Source organism: Peribacillus sp. NPDC097197 (assembly GCF_050278025.1).
In the GTDB taxonomy this organism is placed as follows: Bacteria; Bacillota; Bacilli; order Bacillales; family DSM-1321; genus Peribacillus.
The window spans coordinates 20,367-34,091 of record NZ_JBNNST010000006.1 but is presented as its reverse complement, the minus strand read 5'-3'; the positions used below and the strand labels follow the sequence as shown (position 1 = coordinate 34,091).

14 protein-coding genes are annotated in these 13,725 nt (G+C 42.5%); 8 read left to right on the top strand and 6 right to left on the bottom strand.

Translation table 11 applies throughout. From position 1 onward, the window contains the following. Positions 1-275 precede the first annotated feature (275 nt). Positions 276-2,027: a glycoside hydrolase family 13 protein gene (locus tag ACQKL6_RS09650; protein ID WP_402991484.1), complete on the top strand. Its 1,752-nt coding sequence runs from the start codon at positions 276-278 to the stop codon at positions 2,025-2,027. 47 nt (positions 2,028-2,074) lie between these two features. Here the strand turns inward: ACQKL6_RS09650 and asnB are convergent, their stop codons facing one another. Next, positions 2,075-3,922: an asparagine synthase (glutamine-hydrolyzing) gene (gene asnB / locus ACQKL6_RS09645; RefSeq protein WP_402867753.1), complete on the bottom strand. Its 1,848-nt coding sequence runs from the start codon at positions 3,920-3,922 to the stop codon at positions 2,075-2,077. A gap of 306 nt (positions 3,923-4,228) precedes the next feature. Here asnB and ACQKL6_RS09640 point away from each other — a divergent pair, with 306 nt between their 5' ends. Then, positions 4,229-4,795, top strand: a complete 567-nt coding sequence (locus ACQKL6_RS09640) for a DUF2777 domain-containing protein (RefSeq protein ID WP_402867752.1) — start codon at positions 4,229-4,231, stop codon at positions 4,793-4,795. A gap of 69 nt (positions 4,796-4,864) precedes the next feature. On the opposite strand, the gene ACQKL6_RS09635 is transcribed toward ACQKL6_RS09640, so the two are convergent. The 3 genes from ACQKL6_RS09635 to ACQKL6_RS09625 all read right to left on the bottom strand — a co-directional run bounded on the left by ACQKL6_RS09635 (position 4,865) and on the right by ACQKL6_RS09625 (position 8,247). After that, positions 4,865-5,209: a YisL family protein gene (locus ACQKL6_RS09635; protein ID WP_402867751.1), complete on the bottom strand. Its 345-nt coding sequence runs from the start codon at positions 5,207-5,209 to the stop codon at positions 4,865-4,867. A 115-nt stretch (positions 5,210-5,324) separates the two neighbouring features. Beyond that, positions 5,325-6,515, bottom strand: coding sequence for a DUF418 domain-containing protein (locus tag ACQKL6_RS09630; RefSeq protein ID WP_402991487.1), 1,191 nt, complete (start codon positions 6,513-6,515; stop codon positions 5,325-5,327). 139 nt (positions 6,516-6,654) lie between these two features. Continuing rightward, a complete protein-coding gene (locus ACQKL6_RS09625; protein WP_427651015.1) occupies positions 6,655-8,247 on the bottom strand; it encodes a long-chain-fatty-acid--CoA ligase in 1,593 nt (530 codons plus the stop codon). A gap of 228 nt (positions 8,248-8,475) precedes the next feature. Between ACQKL6_RS09625 and ACQKL6_RS09620 the strand changes: the two genes are divergently transcribed. The 6 genes from ACQKL6_RS09620 (at position 8,476) to ACQKL6_RS09595 (ending at position 10,454) form a co-directional block, all read left to right on the top strand. Beyond that, positions 8,476-8,697, top strand: coding sequence for a spore germination protein (locus ACQKL6_RS09620; RefSeq protein WP_402867748.1), 222 nt, complete (start codon positions 8,476-8,478; stop codon positions 8,695-8,697). A 23-nt stretch (positions 8,698-8,720) separates the two neighbouring features. Continuing rightward, the gene (locus ACQKL6_RS09615; protein WP_402955826.1) at positions 8,721-8,927 is read left to right on the top strand and encodes a spore germination protein GerPB; all 207 of its coding nucleotides are present in this window, start codon (positions 8,721-8,723) and stop codon (positions 8,925-8,927) included. 89 nt (positions 8,928-9,016) lie between these two features. Further along, on the top strand, positions 9,017-9,628 hold the full coding sequence (gene gerPC, locus ACQKL6_RS09610; RefSeq protein ID WP_402867746.1) for a spore germination protein GerPC: 612 nt from the start codon (positions 9,017-9,019) through the stop codon (positions 9,626-9,628). Then, positions 9,618-9,797, top strand: coding sequence for a spore gernimation protein GerPD (locus ACQKL6_RS09605; protein ID WP_402867745.1), 180 nt, complete (start codon positions 9,618-9,620; stop codon positions 9,795-9,797). The genes gerPC and ACQKL6_RS09605 overlap by 11 nt, the downstream gene beginning before the upstream one ends. Before the next feature lie 6 nt (positions 9,798-9,803). Then, positions 9,804-10,223 (top strand): spore germination protein GerPE, encoded by a 420-nt coding sequence (locus ACQKL6_RS09600; protein WP_427651014.1) that lies wholly within the window; start codon positions 9,804-9,806, stop codon positions 10,221-10,223. Between the two features lie 12 nt (positions 10,224-10,235). After that, the gene (locus ACQKL6_RS09595; protein WP_402867743.1) at positions 10,236-10,454 is read left to right on the top strand and encodes a spore germination protein; all 219 of its coding nucleotides are present in this window, start codon (positions 10,236-10,238) and stop codon (positions 10,452-10,454) included. 178 nt (positions 10,455-10,632) lie between these two features. On the opposite strand, the gene ACQKL6_RS09590 is transcribed toward ACQKL6_RS09595, so the two are convergent. Next, positions 10,633-11,892 carry a S8 family peptidase gene (locus ACQKL6_RS09590; protein ID WP_427592184.1) on the bottom strand — a complete coding sequence of 420 codons (1,260 nt, stop codon included), beginning with the start codon at positions 11,890-11,892 and terminating at the stop codon, positions 10,633-10,635. A 500-nt stretch (positions 11,893-12,392) separates the two neighbouring features. Then, positions 12,393-13,556: a tryptophan synthase subunit beta gene (trpB, locus tag ACQKL6_RS09585; RefSeq protein WP_427651013.1), complete on the bottom strand. Its 1,164-nt coding sequence runs from the start codon at positions 13,554-13,556 to the stop codon at positions 12,393-12,395. Between the last annotated feature and the right edge of the window lie 169 nt (positions 13,557-13,725).

Sequence of the window (13,725 nt, the reverse complement as noted above, 5' to 3'; positions counted from 1 at the left end):
TCTTTATTGTTATCATTATATGAGAGGACTCAATTTTTACAACATTTTCCTTTATCAATTTTATTTCTTAAATGGAAGCGTTCTATTTCATATTTTTTAAGAACCAGGTGCTTTTTTTATATAAAATGGGTATATAATCAAAATGACTGGATAGTTTTTGAAATATTTAATTTTTTTAACTTTTCATCAGTACATAAGTAATGTCCTCTCAATCTCCAGTCTTAAAGTTCATTCAGCTTTCAAAATTAACCTGACTAGAATTGGAGTGGTTTTCTATGGAACGTTCGTCCATCCAGCACCGGCCTACAGACAATTTTGCTTATAGCATCGATGCAGAAACTCTTCATATCCGCCTTCGTACAAAAAAACAAGATATTTCTTACGTTGGACTCCTCTTTGGAGACCCCAATATACTTGATGAAGGTCATTGGCAGTATGAACAAGCGCCCATGTACCTTTCTGGCAGTGATGGCCATTATGATTACTGGCATATTTATGTGAAGCCACCTTACCGGAGAATAAGGTATGGATTTAAGCTACAATCGGGTGAGGAAGAACTCATTTATACGGAAAAAGGTTTTTTTGATGAGGCTCCTGATGATACAGGCTGTTATTTTGCCATACCTTATCTTCATCGAAATGAAGTGTTTAGCGCGCCTGAATGGGTAAAAGAAACAATCTGGTACCAGATCTTCCCGGAAAGATTCGCGAATGGAAATCCCGATAATGATCCTGAAGGTGCAAAGCCTTGGGGCAGTGAAGAACCGAAAGTGGACAACTTTTTTGGAGGGGATTTCGAGGGGATCCTACAGCATCTTGATTACTTAGAGGACCTCGGCATCAATGGCATCTATTTCACTCCCATTTTCCACGCCCATTCCAACCATAAATATGACACGATCGATTACATGGAAATCGATCCCCAATTCGGGACGAAAGAGGACTTGAAAACCCTTGTGGAAGAATGCCACAAACGGAATATCCGTGTGATGCTCGATGCCGTATTTAACCATAGCGGCTATTATTTCCCTCCCTTTCAAGACCTCCTTGAAAAAGGTGAGGACTCAGAATACAAAGATTGGTTCCACCCCCACGGCTTCCCTTTAAAAGGAGGAGAACGTCCCAATTATGAAACATTCGGTTTTTTTGAATCGATGCCCAAATTGAATACAGCTAATCCTGACGTCAAAAAATACCTTTTGGAAACTGCCGCTTATTGGATTAAGGAGTTCGATATCGATGGCTGGCGACTTGATGTAGCCAATGAGGTCGATTCACCGTTTTGGCGGGAGTTCCGGAATACGGTGAAAAGCATTAAACCTGACCTATATATTCTCGGGGAAATTTGGCATGATTCCATGCCCTGGCTAAGAGGCGACCAATTCGATGCAGTCATGAATTATCCATTTACCAATAACGTGTTCCGCCTCATCGCTTCGCAAAAAATCAATGCCCGGCAGTTTATTGAAGAAATGACGGCTGTCTATCACAGCTATCCGACCATTGTATTTGATGTCACCTTCAACCTTCTTGGAAGCCACGATACACCACGGATTTTCACAGACTGCGGGGAAGATGTGAATAGGGCAAAGCTCATCCATGCCATTCTACTGACGTTCAAGGGCAGTCCCTGCATCTATTATGGAGATGAAATTGGCTTAACTGGCGACCAGGATCCCGGTTGTCGAAAATGTATGGTCTGGGAGGAAGACAAACAGAATCGCGAACTCTATAACGAAATCAAAGAATTGATTGCTTTACGGAAAGAGGAAGGCTTGCTTGCAAATGAAGGACATTTCGAATTCCTTGAAAAGATCGATAACACAAACATCGTCGCTTATCGAAAGTTCAATGAGGCACGCTCTGTTGTCATTCTTCTTAACCCGACAGACCGGTCACAGTCTTATAAACTCCCATTTGATGTAAAAGAGGACTCAATGATTGATTTAAGAACGAAGGAAATCGCGAAGGAAGACCACTCTGAATTGGGTGGCTATCAATATAGAATTCTTGCATTTGATCACTGAAGCAAACGAAAAGGGGCAAAGCGTACAATACGCTGAGCCCCTTTTTTTCAATCAATGATTTGGATATCATATTGTTTGAACCACACATCTATTTGAGCCAAGTGGGCGAGTAACTGAGGACCTGACATTAATTGACCGAACCAAGGGACCTTAAAGGCGGCGCCTTTCGAATCAACTATATCGGTCATTTTCTGTTGATCGAATAACTCGTGAAGAACCGAACTTTTGTCAGTCAGGATATCTTTCAACCACGTCTGAACTCGATCAGTGTAGACAGGGTTATGTGTCTTGGGATACGGGCTTTTCTTGCGGTATAACACTTCATCTGGCAACATCCCTTCTAATGCTTTACGTAATATCCCCTTCTCCCGGTTACCGGTCATCTTCATTTCCCAAGGGATGTTCCAAGCATATTCAACAAGTCGGTGATCCGCAAACGGAACGCGCACTTCAAGGCTTGCACCCATACTCATCCGATCTTTCCGATCGAGCAATGTTGTCATGAACCATAATAAATTTACATAGAATAGCTCCCTGCGCTTAGCCTCTTCCCCACTTTCCCCTTCTAATCTAGGAGTTTCCAGAACCGTAGTCAAATACGCATCATTTGCATATTCCTCCAGTTTTAATTTTTCATGCCAGCCCTCTTTCAATAGCGATTGCCTTTCACCAGTCGACCTCATCCAAGGAAAACCAGTGCGATTTAAATCATCGGCACGATGAAACCATGGATAGCCGCCGAAAATTTCATCCGCACATTCCCCTGATAACCCCACCACGAAATCTTGTTTTATTTCTTTGCAGAACCAAAGCAAAGAGGAATCGACATCCGCCATTCCCGGTAGGTCCCGGACTTGGACAGCTTCGATTAAATAGTCGGTCAGCTGCTCTTGAGTAATGACGGCAGAATGATGCACGGTGTTGAATGTATCCGACATCTTTTTGATCCATGGTCCGTCAGAGTTAGGCTGGAATTCATTTGCCTTGAAGTATTTTTCATTATCTTCATAATCAATGGAATACGTATGAAGCCTTCCTTTGCCTTCATCCATATAGGCATTCGCTGCTATGGCCGTAATCGCACTTGAATCCACCCCACCTGACAAAAAGCTACAGAGCGGAACATCGGAGACGAGTTGCCTGGTCACGGCATCTTTTACTAGAAAGCGTACTTTTTCAGATGTCTCATCTAGTGAATCACGATGTTCCTCACTCTGAACATTCCAGTATCTCCATATTCTCATCCCTTTTCTTGATAAAGTAAGGGCATGGGCCGGCCTTAATTCTTTAACATCATGAAAGACACCAGAACCCGGCGTCCTGGATGGGCCCACCCCTAATACTTGGGCTAAACCTTCCCTATCAATTTCTGTTTTGACATCAGGATGGGCTAGAATGGCTTTTATCTCAGAACCAAAAATGAACCCGCCTTTCCTTTCAGCATAGAAGAAAGGCTTAACTCCCATTCGGTCCCTTCCAATGAATAATTTCTGTTCATTTTCATCCCAAATGGCAAAGGCGAAAATCCCATTGAACAATTCGACGCATTTTTCTTTCCATTCTATATAAGAAGTTAGTAAAACTTCTGTATCAGAATGCCCCTTAAAGGAATATCCTTTTAATAATAGCTGTTTTCGAATGTCTTCGGTGTTATACAATTCGCCGTTGTAACAAAGGGTATATCTTCCGTTTCCATGTTCCTTTGTCATCGGCTGTTTTCCACCCTCTGCATCGACAACTGTTAATCTTTTATGACCAAAGGCGACGTGGGTATCACTCCATACATTCTCCTCGTCTGGACCCCTCTTAGCCAAAGTTTTCGTCATCTGTTCGAGTGTTTCAGTTTCCGTCCGTAAATTCTTTTGAAAATGCACCCAACCTGTAATTCCACACATCACACTTCACCCTTTCCATCTGGACGATCAAATCATATAGCCTTCTGCCTTTTAAGCAATTAGGTATCCATATTTATGTTCCGGCTTCAAATCCCAGCATCGTTACAGCACCATTCCGTGGAAGCCCTTTGCCCCCACCCTTGTTGTGACAAAATAGAGTGGGAAAGGAAGGCATCCCTGTTTAACATAGCCTATGCAAAGATGGAAAGTTGGTTATTTGTCCATAATATTTAAAAATATACCGTTATATTTTCATTGGATTTTGACTAAAAAGTAGGTGAGGATTCCCCTATTGGAGGTATAAGCATGAGTCAGCAACATCGAACGAAGTTAATGAACAGACAAACACGAGCGTTTACCGAAGGAACTGTGGAAAATATCAATCAGCAATGGATCTTTTTTGACGATGAAACCGATGAGGCATCATCGATTGAAGATCACGTTCAGAGCATCATTGAAGTTTATAGAGGGGGAAGATGGCAGCAGGGCATATTGGAAGCGGAGGGGAAAATCCACCTTCACAGGGATTTCACTTTCCTGAGGGACAATGAACCCATAAGGATTCGAAAAAAACTATTATATTCGTTTGAACGTTTATTGGAGGAATTGAACGATGATTCTTTTTTCCAGTTTGTCACGACCCTGAATTCGCTGGACTTCTCTATTTATGATTGTATATATAGCTACAATCAGCTCACTTTTTTAAGGGAGCTCACCAATCAATCCGGCGTGAATTTCTTCACTTTTGATAACGAGACCCAAATCTGTCTCGTCCAGCACCATTTTTCCTATGGTAAAAAGGATCATGACCGTTTTGAATTCACCCTTAATACAGGGAAACGGATCATCATCGAAAAAGTGAATTCCCACTAATTCCTTGTAAAGTTTGCATACAAAAAAGGACAAATGAGATGAAACCCATTTGTCCTTTTTCAATCATGATTAAAACAAGTCAAAACCTTGTGGTAGGGATAATCCTAGATAAAGGACGAATATAAAAGCAACGACGAATAATGCCCACATCGCGCTTACAGCTTTTCCTTTTTTCCTACGGACCAATACCATTTCCATCGCGGCAATCACGATGATTCCTACAATCATTTTCACTGCATATGCACCAAAGTCAGTAATTAGCATTCCACCTGTAAGGAAAATCAAAAGGAAGAATACACGTGTGATCATGTGCATCATTTTGGCTTTCGGGCTTCCATTTTTAAGCATGGAATATGTTACAAAGAAAAGAATGATTCCGATAACCCAAGTCGTTATGTGTAAGTGAGTTCCCATTTACTTGCCCCCTCGTTCAATATCAATCTCATCATAACATAGGCTTTTACATAAAAACAAAAGTAAGGTGCCCGTATCTCGCTCAAATAAGGCAGTTTTGCGAACATTCCTCCCCTCACTTATCATTCCGTATCATAACGGGCTTTTTGCCATACGAGACATATCGCCAGACAAATTCCACCGGACCGAACCGGAATCGCTTCATCCACCAGAAGCTTAACAAGACTTGTATAGAAAAGACTACGATCATCAGGAGAAACCCTTCCGTATAAGTCACTTTCCCATACAACCCAAAACCATATGAATAAAAAATGAATGTACAGACAATCGATTGAAATAGGTAATTGCTCATCGACATCCTTCCTACTAAAGCTAAGGGATATAGCAACTTGTAAGCCCACGCCTTTTCAACCAACAGTGTGATTGCAGTAATATAAAACATCGTCAGCAGCGGTCCGCCAAAGTAATCCTGGATGAATGTCGTCCCATAACCGTAATCCGTCACATACGGTAGGATCTTGATCGCCACCCCTGTTAACAGGCTTATAATCGCTATCACCCTTATTGGACGTTTATAACGGGCAGGATTTTGAAGCCATCCCTGCTTGGCTACACCAGCTCCAATTAAAAAGAAAGGAAAAATGGAGAGGAAGAGGAAGATGACATTCGTTGGACCATTAACCATATACCAGTCTGCCATTCTTTGTCCCGTTACTTCCATAAAAGAGCCCGCAGAATATATCTCTTGCGATTGTTTTATCAACTCGACCTCATTTTGAATGTCCATCAATCCACTATCCACAAAGCTCATGATCAGGAAAAAAAGCCCGAACACGCCGAAAGGAACGATATATAAGAACGATCCAAGCCAAATCAGATACTTCCCTTTCCATTTATAGAATAATAAAAACGCAAACCCGAACATTGCGTAATTAACAAGGATGTCTCCATGCCAGATGAAAAAGGCATGGATGCATCCTACCCCTAATAAAAAGCAAAGGCGCTTTGTAAACAGCAAAGGAAACGAGATGCCTTTATCTTCACTCCGTGTAGCCAAGATAACGGACCCAAACCCAAACAAACATGCAAACAAGGGGTAAAAACTCGCCTGGGCGATAATATCGCTACCTATGTACAAGATACGGTCCCAGCCTTCATCCCAATATTCAACACCACTACTATACAAGATGGGTGTATGAAACGAAGGCATATTCACTAAAAAAATTCCTAAAATGGCCAAACCTCTTAATAGATCAATACTGGCAATCCTTTTGCTTTCCTGTAAAGGGGCCATTGCAGTTTTCATCATTTCACATCCTCGCTCACTAATCACTCCATTATAAATGAGACTGGAAAATTTAGTTGTATATTTCCTTTCCCATTCATTAAGGCTTACAAACTACTAGAAAAAACGCTGCTCATCATAGAGCAGCGCGGACCGTCTTTTAATTGACGAATCTTCCCGTTTTCCCTTTAGCTTCCCAATAATCATTGCGAAGATGGATTTTCTGGATTTTTCCCGATGCCGTTTTTGGCAACTCCCTTACGAATGAGACGCTGGTCACTGCCTTGAAATGGGCTAGTTTTTCTCTTGTGAAAGCCAGAATATCGGCTTCCGTTAATTGAACGCCTGGTTTTGGCACGATGAAAGCATGTGGCGTCTCCCCCCATTTTTCATGGGGCACTGCGATGACTGCCGCTTCTAAGATGCCCTCGTGCTCATATAATGTCCCTTCCACTTCAATGGATGAGATATTCTCCCCACCGCTTATGATAATATCTTTCTTGCGGTCTACGATATCTATATTCCCATCACTATCCATGGTCGCCATATCGCCTGTATGCAACCACCCATTTTTCAACGCCTGCATCGTGGCCTCTTCATTTTTCCAATATCCCAACATGACTCCATGACTTCGAACAATGACTTCACCGACATCAACCCCGTCACGTGCTACTTCGTCACCATTGTCATGTACCACCCTTACCTCACTGCCTATGGAGGGGTAACCGGCTTTCGCCTTCATTTTGTATTTTTCCCTTTCCGGAAGTCCATCGAATTCAGAGCGGGGTACCGAAAGCAAACTCATTGGAGTGGATTCCGTCATGCCATAGATTTGGATGAACTCCCACCCCAACTCTTTTTCCACCCTTGTGACAAAGGCGGGCGGGGGTGCCGAACCAGCCACGACGATTCGAATTTCCTGTTCCAGCTTCGGTACATTCTTTTCATAATATTGGAACAATGAATTAAGGACGGTTGGCGCCATATGCATGATAGTCACCTTATGTTTCTCAAGCGCCTTGAATATGGAATCAGGTGTTGTTTTTCTCAAGCAAACTTGCGTCGCACCATTGGCCGTATAATAAAAAGGAGCACCCCAACCATTCACATGGAACATCGGCAGGACATGCATATATGTATCGCGGTCATTGACCCTGAAATGGTGCATGGCACTAAGGGCATGTAAATAGTTATTGCGATGGGTGAGCATGACCCCTTTAGGGTTACCGGTTGTGCCACTTGTATATAAGAGACTCGATACGTCATTCTCATCCACTTGTTCCCGATGGAAGCCTTCTTTGTCAAACCTCTCCAGCCAGACATTGTAATCGATTTCATTTGTATCGCTTGCTTTATAGTGCACGATGATATGCTCCACTGATTTCAGCTGGTCCTTAACCGATGAGATAAGGTGATACAAATCCTGATCCACAAAAAGGACCCTTGATTCACTATGATTCAAAATGAATACATAATCCGCCGGCGTCAACCGAATGTTCAAAGGCACCATTACAGCCCCAAGCTGGAACGCCCCATAAAAACCTTCAAGCATTTCAATCGAGTTCGGTGCAAGATAAGCCACTTTATCCCCTTTTTTAATCCCAAGGTCACTCAATCCATGGGAAAGCTGGTTGACTCTTTCATTCAGCTCCTGATATGTCAGGACCTTATCGTCCCCGATAATCGCTTTCTTGTCAGCATAAAGTGAAGCTGCCCTGTCCAGAAAATGTGATAGCACTAAAGGCACATTCATCCAATCACCCCTCATTCAATTTGTTTGAAAATTATGAATTTATCATTATATTACCATATTTGTATATCGTTTACCAACACCAAACATCACAGGTTTCTAAGCTGCTAAGGGATAGGCAATTGAATCACATCAATAAAGGAAAATCATAGAATACAGTGAAGCATCCATTCAAAATAGACTTGCTGCTTGTAAATAAGGGATAAACCAGAATAAAAAAGGGTGATTTTCATGCCGGCCATCGTAGGAGTTATTCAAGTGATCAATGTCGGGAGCAGTGGCGTTGTCCATATTGGCGACGTTTTTAAGATCAGCCCATATTCCGCTTCAAAAACGTTTGCAGGTGCTGGCTCTTTTAATACAGGCGAATCCATTTCACTTTACAACGCTTACAGTACCACTAACACAAACGATTCAGATGGTGTCGATCAGCCAGTAGCATTAAACCTCTAGCATTTTTTTGAAAGGAGGACATCATGATCTTCAATATCCACCAAACGATCCAAATCAATATGATAAAAATCGAAAGCATAACCAATTCATCTGTTTTTCAAATAGGGAGTGCCGGAGTGATTAAGCCTTACTCCACCTTAGCCAATACAGGTGGATTCACTGAACCCGCTCCGCTTCTTGAAGATGATATGGTCCCTGAGACTAGCTTCGTCCCATTTAGCCCTCCCTAATCCTAATCCATAGGCATTCACCTACATGAGGCAATTTCATATACTGCCATATATGAAGTTATCATTAGGTGAAGGTGAGGTGTTTAATCGTGAATCATGATTTATATTCGTACTCCATACAAATGCAGCGATTTCTTGAAGCCCAGGATAAACGAATTATGAAGCTTGAACACGAACTCAAACGCCTGACAGATGAACTTGCCGAAATGAAGAATAAACCCCCAATCCACGTGGATAAAATTGAATATAAATTTGATCAGTTAAAAGTCGAGTCATTAGACGGAACGTTGAATATCGGTTTGAATCCTAATGATTTAAATAATATTGATGAATTCGCTGTCAACAATCAACCCATCCAACCTGCCCCTTTTCTATTTCCAGGCCGTGAAATTGTCGCTCAGGAGATTTATAATGATATTCTTTCAGGATTGGAGGATATGATCCGTGATACGGAAGGCCAGCTTCAGATCACATTGGAACCCTCATATCACGACTTCATGAGACAGGATGTGGAACGCCAGCTTCATCAGCGTATCAATATGTACTTTGACAATCTATCACATGCTGAACGTGCACCTCAGCAACGAGATAATGTGAAAGAAAAGATCACGGAAAAAGTAAGATCGGATATTCAAACAGCATTGATACAATTCATTACAAACTCACATTCCGAGACAGGAGGAAATCCAAATGGAGTTTAATGTAACAAACCATCAGTTATGTGTCGGTGATATTAACGTGACGGGGGTAGCGAGTTCCGCCTTATTCCTCATTGGGGACGTACAAACCATCCAGCTATCATCAGCATTCGACACTCCCCCCGAATCACTCATCATCGGACCATTCGTTCCACTCACTCCAAAAGGATAAAATCAGATGTTCACAAGAATATCGAAAGTAAAGTCTTTGTCAGCCAAGACCGTCACATTTTCATCCAACCTGCAAATTGGAGACACTGCTTATATCGACGGGGCCGCCAAAGCATTGGCAGTCCAGAAAAAAAGTGATAGCTTTTCCGAACTGGAACCCGATTTCAGTGATTATGAAGTCTTTACACGTCCTTTCTATATCCCGAGGATTTCTGAACCAATCGCGACAACATTCTCGAATCCCAACCCCTTCATTCGCGTTGGGAATGTCGATATCATCGGGATATCTTCATCTTCTATCGTAAGCGTAGGAAACGTAGGTCATATCCGCATGGAATCAAGGATTAAACACATCCGTCAGATTCCGAGGAAAAACGATGAGGCAGGAACAGGCGATAATACATCAGATGGAACAGAAACTGTATAAAGGAGAAATCATATGCCAGCCATTGTAGGTCCAGTACAAATATTTAATGTCGGGTCAGGAAACCTCTTATTCGGGGATGCGGCCGTCATTTCACCGAAATCCGCCAGCAAGTCCGTCACCGGCTCCGGCTCATCGAACACAGGTGCATTCGTTTTTACCGCCAATGGTCTGAACGGAAGCAACGTCCTTGATGTTAATGGGGTAGATCAGCCTATCGCCGGAAATAATTAATGCATGGAAGCCTCCTATTTCTAGGAGGCTTCAATTTGTTGAATTGATGATTTTATTAATAAAGTTTAATAGTGATGTTTCTGTTATATTAAAAAAATATAGATGATGAATGAATTATGAAATGATACACGTTCAAAGGCATTTATCCCTCAGTGATATCATCTGTATAAGGGTTCCGTTATTTTACACGGACAAATCCAAAACCGGATGCATAATCATCACCAGTCGCTGCACCGTATCCACCCTTGATGTCATAAGCTTTTGCTTTTGTTTGTAATTGAGCTCGCACCTGCGCATTAGTCAGGTTCTTATTAGAGGACCAGATTTTAGCCGCCAACCCTGAAACATGTGGTGTTGCCATCGAAGTTCCGCTAATCGTGTTATAGCCGTCGTTTAGCCAAGTTGATTCAATGGCTGAACCCGGAGCTGATACTTCGACATCTTTTTCCTGAATCACATAATCTCCGTCCGTATTCGGATTCCCTCTGGAAGAATAATTAGCCACTCTATATGTCCCGTTAGCCTGAACATTTTCAAGAGCCGCTACAGCCACTGCATTGGGAAGAGCTCCTGGATAACCGATTGTATTCGCTGAATATCCGCTGTTTCCGGCAGCCGCAATGACCAGGACACCTTTGCCATAAGCATAGTCCACTGCACTTGAAATCAAGGAATCTTTCCTGCTTGAACCCAAGGACATCGAGATGATGGTCTTAGACCCTGTGCTCACACTTTGATCGGCTGCATGACGGATAGCTGCCGCAATATCATCGGAATATCCCGAACCATCATCACCCAGTACTTTATATGCCCAAAGTTCGGCTTCAGGAGCCACTCCATATACCCCAAGTCCGTCAGAGCCACCGTTTGCCAAGACAGTTCCGGATACATGTGTTCCATGTCCGTCCCTGTCTGTACAAGAGTTATTGGTGTATGTGGATGAGGTAGTGAAATCTTTGCATTGCTCCACATTTGCTGACAAATCCGTATGCGAAACCGTTGTTCCAGTATCCAACACTGCGATTTTAATACCGTCTCCCCCCGATGTTTTAGTGATGGACGAATCATTGTAGATAGCCTTGATGCCCCATGGCGTTCTCGCGGAAGGAACCGCAGCAGTCGTGGCCTGGCTAGTCGGTTGAACCGTTTGCGCAGTTGTATACTTGTTTACCTTTTCAACTTCTAGATTGCCATTCTTAGTCAACGCTTCATATTCTTCGCTGCTTACGTTTGCCGTAAAGCCTTCCTTTCCAAAACTCCGCTCATGCCCAAACTTCTTCTTGGCTTGCGTTATCTCATTCTCAGACCCTTTTAGGTAAACGCGAATATCTTCCTTTTGTACCTTCTCGCTTTGTTTGGCATCCGCTCCATTGGCAAAAATGGAGAAGCTCATCCCGAAACACAGCATAGCCATTCCAATCCTTTTTCCAGTCTTCATCCCGTTTCCCCTCTCTCGCTTTCGCTTTGTATTTGCTATGTATGAAGCTCTCAAGCTGTAAAACTATTTTATTTTAATTTGCCATTAATTAACTATCGGTCGAAACACTCAATTACACTACAGGACAAATATAGGTAAAGCCACCTGCTTTCCGCACAAATAATCGGACTACTAGTCTAGACTCCTCACTTTGAAAGACATGTGATAAGACTAAATACGACAAAATATTCAGAAATCTTATCGTCAAGAATGAAAATAGAATAAATACCTATGTAGATCTTAGCCGAAATTATTTTGATAGAGAAAAGACAGGGCAAAAGATTCATCTCATTCATCAACACTAAATAGCTTCTAGACCTTGTTTCAACAACAAATTCGGGTGGCGGCGATGCTTCTTCAAACGATTCATATGTAGGTAAAACTCTTGGACTCTTAATCTTTAAGCAAATTAAAAAGGGTTTCAGGACGAATTCATCCCGAAACCCTTTTGTCTCTATACATCATTCACTCAGCATCTTGAATACTTGCTCAACGTCTTTATCGCCGCGTCCTGATAAGTTCACAATCAACACGTCATCCTTTGATAGTTCTTTTGCCAAGACCAGGGCACACGCAACGGCATGCGAACTTTCAAGCGCCGGGATGATTCCCTCCGTTTTGGATAGTACTTGAAAGGCTTCGAGCGCTTCCTCCCCTTTTATGGTTAGATACTCGGCCCTGCCACTTTCCTTCAAGAAACTGTGCTCCGGACCTACGCTAGGGTAATCCAAGCCTGCCGCAATGGAAAAAGTCGGCTGTGGTTCCCCTTCCTCATCCAATAACGTCAAACTTTTAAATCCATGCAGCACTGCTGGAACTCCCTGAGATATACTCGGGGCTTCGGCGGGTTCTACACCAATCAAACGAACCTCTGCGTCATCGATATAGTGAGCAAAAGCACCAATGGCATTACTTCCACCACCCGTACACGCAATGATTGCCGTTGGCAGTTTCCCTTCCTTTTCAAGGATTTGTTTTTTCGATTCTTCACTGATGACGGACTGAAAATACTTGACGATTGACGGATAAGGATGGGGCCCGACAGCAGAACCCAGGAGGTAAAACGTATTTTCATAGTTTTGAACCAAGTCACTCAGCGCCTCATCGACCGCATCCTTTAACCTGCCCTGGCCCTTTTCCACCGGTATGACCTTAGCCCCTAACAATTCCATTCGAAATACATTCAATGCCTGCCGTTCCGTATCCAGCTTGCCCATATAGATGACGCATTCCAAGCCGAACATCGCACAAGCCGTCGCAGTCGCTACACCATGCTGTCCGGCTCCGGTTTCTGCAATGATACGCTTTGCCCCCATCCGTTTAGCGAGCAGTATTTGCCCAATGGCATTATTGATTTTGTGAGCGCCCGTATGATTCAGGTCCTCCCGCTTCAAATAAATTTTTGCACCGCCTATTTTTTTTGTTAGATTTTGTGCAAAGGTCAACGGATTTTCCCTTCCCACATATTCTTTTAAATAGTATTGAAACTCCTCTTTAAATTCAGGATCATCTTTATATTTCATGAAAGCCGCTTCTAAATTATCCATTACTTCTTGAAGTTCTTTAGGTACAAAACTACCACCGAAATCTCCAAAGTATCCTCTGCTCGTCTGTTCTCTCGTCATACTCAACTCTTCTCCTTTACATGCACTATTTTATTTTACAATTCAAGTATACGTGAACGAACCGCTTTTTCTCAAATTCTTTTATTTATATACCTAAAAATGGTCGTTTTGGAAAGACGTAACGGCTAACTTTACCGTTTTGCCAAAACACGAATTCTTCTCCGATGAA

Excerpts from the sequence above, each read along its gene's own strand:
- ACQKL6_RS09650 (WP_402991484.1), top strand. The coding sequence starts at position 276 with ATGGAACGTTCGTCCATCCAGCACCGGCCTACAGACAATTTTGCTTAT.
- asnB (WP_402867753.1), bottom strand. The coding sequence starts at position 3,922 with ATGTGTGGAATTACAGGTTGGGTGCATTTTCAAAAGAATTTACGGACG.
- ACQKL6_RS09640 (WP_402867752.1), top strand. The coding sequence starts at position 4,229 with ATGAGTCAGCAACATCGAACGAAGTTAATGAACAGACAAACACGAGCG.
- ACQKL6_RS09635 (WP_402867751.1), bottom strand. The coding sequence starts at position 5,209 with ATGGGAACTCACTTACACATAACGACTTGGGTTATCGGAATCATTCTT.
- ACQKL6_RS09630 (WP_402991487.1), bottom strand. The coding sequence starts at position 6,515 with ATGAAAACTGCAATGGCCCCTTTACAGGAAAGCAAAAGGATTGCCAGT.
- ACQKL6_RS09625 (WP_427651015.1), bottom strand. The coding sequence starts at position 8,247 with ATGAATGTGCCTTTAGTGCTATCACATTTTCTGGACAGGGCAGCTTCA.
- ACQKL6_RS09620 (WP_402867748.1), top strand. The coding sequence starts at position 8,476 with ATGCCGGCCATCGTAGGAGTTATTCAAGTGATCAATGTCGGGAGCAGT.
- ACQKL6_RS09615 (WP_402955826.1), top strand. The coding sequence starts at position 8,721 with ATGATCTTCAATATCCACCAAACGATCCAAATCAATATGATAAAAATC.
- ACQKL6_RS09605 (WP_402867745.1), top strand. The coding sequence starts at position 9,618 with ATGGAGTTTAATGTAACAAACCATCAGTTATGTGTCGGTGATATTAAC.
- ACQKL6_RS09600 (WP_427651014.1), top strand. The coding sequence starts at position 9,804 with ATGTTCACAAGAATATCGAAAGTAAAGTCTTTGTCAGCCAAGACCGTC.
- ACQKL6_RS09595 (WP_402867743.1), top strand. The coding sequence starts at position 10,236 with ATGCCAGCCATTGTAGGTCCAGTACAAATATTTAATGTCGGGTCAGGA.
- ACQKL6_RS09590 (WP_427592184.1), bottom strand. The coding sequence starts at position 11,892 with ATGAAGACTGGAAAAAGGATTGGAATGGCTATGCTGTGTTTCGGGATG.
- trpB (WP_427651013.1), bottom strand. The coding sequence starts at position 13,556 with ATGACGAGAGAACAGACGAGCAGAGGATACTTTGGAGATTTCGGTGGT.